Annotated in this window: 6 protein-coding genes; 3 read left to right on the forward strand and 3 right to left on the reverse strand. The window is 41.0% G+C overall.

The annotated features are described in order from the left end of the window. Positions 1–51 precede the first annotated feature (51 nt). Together V7164_RS14835 and fdhA are read right to left on the reverse strand one after the other, a co-directional pair. On the reverse strand, positions 52–471 hold the full coding sequence (locus tag V7164_RS14835) for a GlcG/HbpS family heme-binding protein (RefSeq protein WP_335354471.1): 420 nt from the start codon (positions 469–471) through the stop codon (positions 52–54). A gap of 128 nt (positions 472–599) precedes the next feature. After that, positions 600–1,814: a formaldehyde dehydrogenase, glutathione-independent gene (gene fdhA, locus V7164_RS14840; RefSeq protein ID WP_335354472.1), complete on the reverse strand. Its 1,215-nt coding sequence runs from the start codon at positions 1,812–1,814 to the stop codon at positions 600–602. 219 nt (positions 1,815–2,033) lie between these two features. On the opposite strand from fdhA, the gene V7164_RS14845 reads away from it, so the two are divergent. Then, complete coding sequence (locus V7164_RS14845; protein ID WP_335348233.1) at positions 2,034–2,393, forward strand: winged helix-turn-helix transcriptional regulator; 360 nt, start codon at positions 2,034–2,036, stop codon at positions 2,391–2,393. A 517-nt stretch (positions 2,394–2,910) separates the two neighbouring features. Here the strand turns inward: V7164_RS14845 and V7164_RS14850 are convergent. Beyond that, a complete protein-coding gene (locus V7164_RS14850; protein WP_335354473.1) occupies positions 2,911–3,267 on the reverse strand; it encodes a hypothetical protein in 357 nt (118 codons plus the stop codon). Between the two features lie 392 nt (positions 3,268–3,659). On the opposite strand from V7164_RS14850, the gene V7164_RS14855 reads away from it, so the two are divergent. Further along, a complete protein-coding gene (locus V7164_RS14855) occupies positions 3,660–4,019 on the forward strand; it encodes a Na-translocating system protein MpsC family protein (protein ID WP_335354474.1) in 360 nt (119 codons plus the stop codon). 270 nt (positions 4,020–4,289) lie between these two features. Then, positions 4,290–5,276, forward strand: a complete 987-nt coding sequence (locus tag V7164_RS14860; protein WP_335354475.1) for an aromatic ring-hydroxylating dioxygenase subunit alpha — start codon at positions 4,290–4,292, stop codon at positions 5,274–5,276. Positions 5,277–5,614: the final 338 nt, after the last annotated feature.

A 5,614-nucleotide genomic window follows, 5' to 3' on the forward strand; every position in this document is an offset into this window, starting at 1 on the left:
AAACACAGTTTGTCAACAAAATAGTAAAACACCAATTAATTCTAAAAAATATTATAGAGATACCTTATTGTTAAATACTTTAACAGCAGCCTCTGCAACATGAACATCATGGGGAACGGTACTGCCGCTAACACCCACAGCACCAACCACTTTTCCATCATTGAATAGAGGGATTCCTCCGCCGAAAACGACAAGACGTCCACTGTTTGTTGTATTTAAACCATAAAGCTCAGCTGCAGGAACCGTCGCATCGGCTAAGTTTGCAGAAGGCATTTTTAACGCAACAGACGTCCAGGCCTTATTTTGGGCAATTTCGATGCTAGCTAACCAAGCATCATCCATTCGGTGAGTAGCAATTAGATTTCCACCCTCATCCACTACTGAGATAACCATGGAAACACCAATTCTTTTTGCTTCTTCTTCAGCACCTGCAATAATTTCTTTGGCTAGCTCTAATGTGATTTTGCTCATCTTAAAGAACCTCCTAATTTTTTTTATTAGATAACAGGGATTAGTAAATACATTTTTTTTACTTAAAAAATGCCTTTTGTCTCAAAATTTACTCACTGGTTTTAGAGAATGCTTCTGACAGACTTTATTTATTTAAAAAATCCGTGGGGGTCAATAACAAATTTCTTGGAAGCACCCTGATCAAATTCGGCATATGCTGCTGGTGCTTGATCCAATGAGATCAGCGTTGCATTTACAGCTTTGGCGATTTGCGCTTTTCCGCTAAGGATAGCCATCATTAAGTCACGGTGATAGTTCATAACCGGTGTTTGACCCGTCACAAAGGTATGTGCTTTGGCCCAGCCGAGCCCCAAACGGACCTTCAATGTACCGATTTTCGCATCATCATCGATCGCCCCCGGATCACCAGTAACATACAGACCTGGAATTCCAAGCCTTCCTCCGGCACGTGTTACATCCATAATCGAGTTTAATACAGTTGCTGGAGCTTCACCGGCTCCTGCACCATGTCCATGGGCTTCAAAACCGACGCAGTCAATTGCGCAATCCACTTCGGGAATGCCTAAAATTTGTTCGATTTGTTCTCCAAGATTTGGATATTCTTTTAGGTTTACCGTTTCACAGCCGAAGCTTCTAGCTTGGGCAAGCCGCTCGCTATTCAAGTCACCAACGATAACAACAGAGGCGCCAAGAAGTTGCGCAGAATGGGCAGCAGCCAAGCCAACAGGTCCGGCTCCAGCAACATATACGGTAGAACCAGGCTTCACACCAGCGCTTACCGCACCGTGATAACCAGTTGGAAAGATATCGGAAAGCATCGTTAAATCAAGAATTTTTTCCATGGCTTGTTCTTTATCTGGAAATTTCAATAATTGAAAGTCTGCATATGGTACCATTACATACTCGGATTGCCCTCCGACCCAACCGCCCATATCCACATAACCATAAGCGGAGCCGGGACGATCAGGGTTAACGTTCTCGCAAATGTGAGTGTTGCGTTCTTTACAACTACGGCAACGGCCACAAGCAATATTAAATGGAACAGATACAAGATCTCCTTTTTTTATAAATTCAACATCGCGTCCTACCTCAATGACTTCACCCGTGATCTCATGACCGAGAACAAGTCCCGAAGGAGCAGTCGTCCGACCGCGAACCATATGCTGATCACTACCACAAATATTGGTCGTAACAACTTTAAGAATAACCCCATGTTCACACTTACGGCCGACATTTAAAGGATTTACTCCCGGTCCGTCTCTTAGGATCAAATCTGGGTAGCTAATATCTTCAACGGCTACACTTCCAGCACCCCTGTAAACTACTGCTCTATTTCCTGCCATTCTTCCGTCCTCCATTCTACTTAGCTTACGATTTAGGTTATCATTTCGATAGAGTGTTTTTTAGGATGTTCCACCCTAATTTATTAAAATTCCAAATCTTAATATTCCCTATCTTAAATTTATTCTAAAAAATAAACCTTTTTTATGGAAGAACGCACTTTTTTGTGAGAAGGTTACTAAAAGGATACTTTTAGACTGCAGAGAAGAGGAGGTTACTTAATGGATGATTTACGGAGAGAAGTTAGGAAGAAATTAAAAAATGGAGAATTTAATTGTGAAAAAGAATTGACATTATCCCTTATTAGCGGCAAGTGGAAAATAACGATTATTTACTATTTAGGAACTGATGGTACCTTACGATTCAGCGAAATTAAGCGTCTATTTCCAAAAATCACACACAAGGTATTGACAACTCAGATTAGAGAATTAGAGGAAGATGGTATTGTTCATCGGAAAGTATTCCCTGAAGTTCCACCAAGAGTGGAATATTCATTAACAGAATTAGGCCAAAGTTTAATGCCTGTCATTTTAAAGATGTACGATTGGGGGAAACAAAATATAAAATCCTTCTCTAAATAGGGAAGGTATATAATACTTTTCATAAAAGAAATCATGAAGAGAATAAACAATAATAGGTAACATTTAGATTGCATTAGAGTATCTAACACAATCAGGGCTCGATAAGTGAATAAATCCCAATTTCTCATTAGTGAACACTGAGAGATTGGATTTTATTATTTGTAATCAATATCGTTGTAAACGGTGTTTTCCTGACTGTATCTTTATTTAGGCAGCCTATTTAAAAGATGTAGATATACCAGAAATAATGAATCCTATGTTAACAGCTACAAAAGCTGGTGTTCGTGATAGTTTTTTAGGAGTCGATAGTAATGTTCTTGAGACACTGCTCCACCGTCCTGTAACGCCAATTAACGTAGCATTGAATAAATTAATTCTTTCTCTAAAAAAATAATAATTATCAACCAACCTACTCATTGCACATCCTGCTCTAGTACTCTTAGGATGGTCACCAGGAAGTTAAACCAGCTGTCAAACAGGACATAAGAAGCCTGTGCATCCGGTTTTAGGGCTTGTTTTAGAAGAGCTTGCAAAGTTTCCGAAGATTTCTTGATCGCCTCTTTTCTGCGCTGGTATCCGGCAGTTCGTCAATACTATCATTCATTTCAACGTAATGATTGCTTTTCTTATTGAAACCGAGCAAGGAAAAGCAGAGCGGAAAAAACGTATTCCCGTCTGACCAGCCTAAGGTAAGCATACGAAACCCACGAACATACCTGTTCTTCGTATGATCATGCACATTGGCTAAAAGTTCTATTGGTATGCTACGAGCACGTGAAAATAGGGAATCATAAAAGATAAGGACCTTGACACGATCTTTTTCTGTTAATGGATCGACCTTTGTCTGAATCAAACCACAGCTAAGAACTAGCAAGAACTTTCGCCAATTGTAGCGACTGGAATTGAGGAAGCGATAAACTGTATCCTTTCCGGGACGGTCAGTTGAATCTTCCTTTTGTAAAGTCTGATAGAGATTCTTCTTGCTAAACACCAACAGAAAAATAAACTTGAGCAATTCAATGCAGGTAAAAACGGAATCCTTGTAAAAATTGGATTGCTTTAACAACGCTCCGATACGTTGTTCCTTTAAAAAACGAACCACTTTTGATGTGAGTTGTTGTTAAGAAGCCCAGGAATTTGGTTTGATAGACATGGAAAACATCCTTCCTCGGTTAAATTGATTGATAAATCAAAATAGTAGAATTATATTGACAATTGTTAATGAATTGCTATACTATTAACTAAAGAAAAGAGCAAGGGGGGTTCGTGGAAGCAGTGTCAAGCTCTCAAACCAGCGTTCTGCGGACCAATTTGATGAAGGTGTATAACCAAGTCAATCAGGAGATTTTTGGTCTGGGAGTACGAAAACAAAAAATTGAGATTTATCAAGACAAAATTATTTACTTTAGCGAACACAAGCGCTTGCCAACGCTGGAGGTCTTGACCAAAAACCATCCAGAGCTGGTCAAACAAATGGACAATGCGATTGTGTCAGAGTTCAAGATTTTACTAAAAGAGCAGTTGGAGAACGAAGTTGATTTGAACATCTCTACTGTGCTGATGGACTACGACCCCAAAATGGAGTTGGCGGTCACAACGGTTTACAGAGAGAATCCATTACCATAATTGCATACATGCAATGGATACGATAGCCAACATATGTGCACTGATATTTGCGGGCCGTCTTATCTAGATGATAAATTCGGTCGCGTGCGAACTGTCTAACGGGGAGTATGAAGCCGTAGAAGAGAAAAGGGAAACTAATCCTTTTTATTCTACGGCTTTTTATTGTGTCTTGGAAAGGGGTGAGCAGCAAAAAGGAGAGAAAGAGATGCAAAAACAAGATGAACACATGTGATGCAGTGAACTTTTCGAAAAATAGGGAGGTTGTATAAGATGACAGCAGAAAAAATGTTTGATCCGGTATTGATTAATGAGTGGTATGCGGTGATGCGTGAATCCCAATTGACCGACAAACCAGTAGGGATAAAAGTTTTAGGTGAGCGCGTAGTGATTTTCCGCAACAGTGAAGGGGTACATGCGTGGAAGGATTTGTGTATCCATCGCGGGGCGATGTTCTCCAAAGGTGGGTATGTGGAGAAAGACCGACTGGTTTGCCCATACCACGGCTGGCAATACAACTCAAAAGGAAACTGTGTCTGCATTCCAGCACAACCGGAAAAAGCTATCCCACTAAAGGCGCTGGCGAAAGTATTTCATTGTGAAGTAAAGCATGGATTGGTCTGGGTGAACATGGGTGAGCCAATAGTGGGAGTGCCACCGTTTGAAGAGTCTAATAATCCCGCATTCCGAACGGTGCAGAGCGGTCCATATATTATCGAGGCGATGGCCCCAAGGATTCTCGAAAACTTCATGGATTTTGCCCATTTGATGTTCGTCCATAGAGGATTGATAGGCGATCCGTCTGAGCCGAAAGTGCCAGAATATAAGGTACACATGGAGAAAGGCTGGCCTTGCACCGAAGATGTGCTGATTCTGCAACCCAATTCTGATGCAAGCGGTAAAGAAGCGAAAAACTACATTGTCAAAGAGGCCTTGCGTCCGTTTACCGCACGCTTGCGTAAGACCAATTCGGTAACAGGCGATATTATCTCGATTATGATTACAGTAAATCAAATGGAGAAGCATAAAGCGCAGGCGTTCTGCGTCATCTCCCGCAATTTTGCCCACGACGTTCCAGATGAGGAGTATGAAAAGTTCCAAGATCTGACAATGAGTCAGGACATAGAAATTCTGGAAGGGCAGAAGCCGGAAGAGTTGCCGCTTGATCTGCAAGCGGAATTGAGTTTGAGGTGTGACCAAATGTCGATTGCCTATCGCAAATGGTTGAATGAGTTGGGTATCACTATTGGCACGGCTTAACTACAAGTAATAAAAAAATCGAATGTCCGGGCGTAGCCTTCAAATGCCGCGCCCGCAACTTAATAGAGAAATAATGGGGTAGTTGAAAAATATGGTAAGTCATCCTCATCGGGTAGGAATGGTGGATTGTGGAATTAGTCCGGAAGAAAAAAACTGCTTTCTTGGAAATTGCTAGGCAAATTCACACGGTAAAAGATTTATTTGATAAGCGGCCGGAAGATTTTAAATGGGTTAGTTAAATTGAAGCCGCTTTTATGGAACAATTAAAATAGACCACTCCATAAGCGCTGGGCTAGAACCCCCAACTTTACGCTGCCAGATATAAGGTTATATAATAG

It is taken from the genome of Bacillus sp. JJ1474, assembly GCF_036965225.1.
In the GTDB taxonomy this organism is placed as follows: Bacteria; Bacillota; Bacilli; order Bacillales; family Cytobacillaceae; genus Cytobacillus.

Coding starts and splice junctions, on each gene's coding strand:
- V7164_RS14835 (WP_335354471.1), bottom strand. CDS start 471: ATGAGCAAAATCACATTAGAGCTAGCCAAAGAAATTATTGCAGGTGCT.
- fdhA (WP_335354472.1), bottom strand. CDS start 1,814: ATGGCAGGAAATAGAGCAGTAGTTTACAGGGGTGCTGGAAGTGTAGCC.
- V7164_RS14845 (WP_335348233.1), top strand. CDS start 2,034: ATGGATGATTTACGGAGAGAAGTTAGGAAGAAATTAAAAAATGGAGAA.
- V7164_RS14860 (WP_335354475.1), top strand. CDS start 4,290: ATGACAGCAGAAAAAATGTTTGATCCGGTATTGATTAATGAGTGGTAT.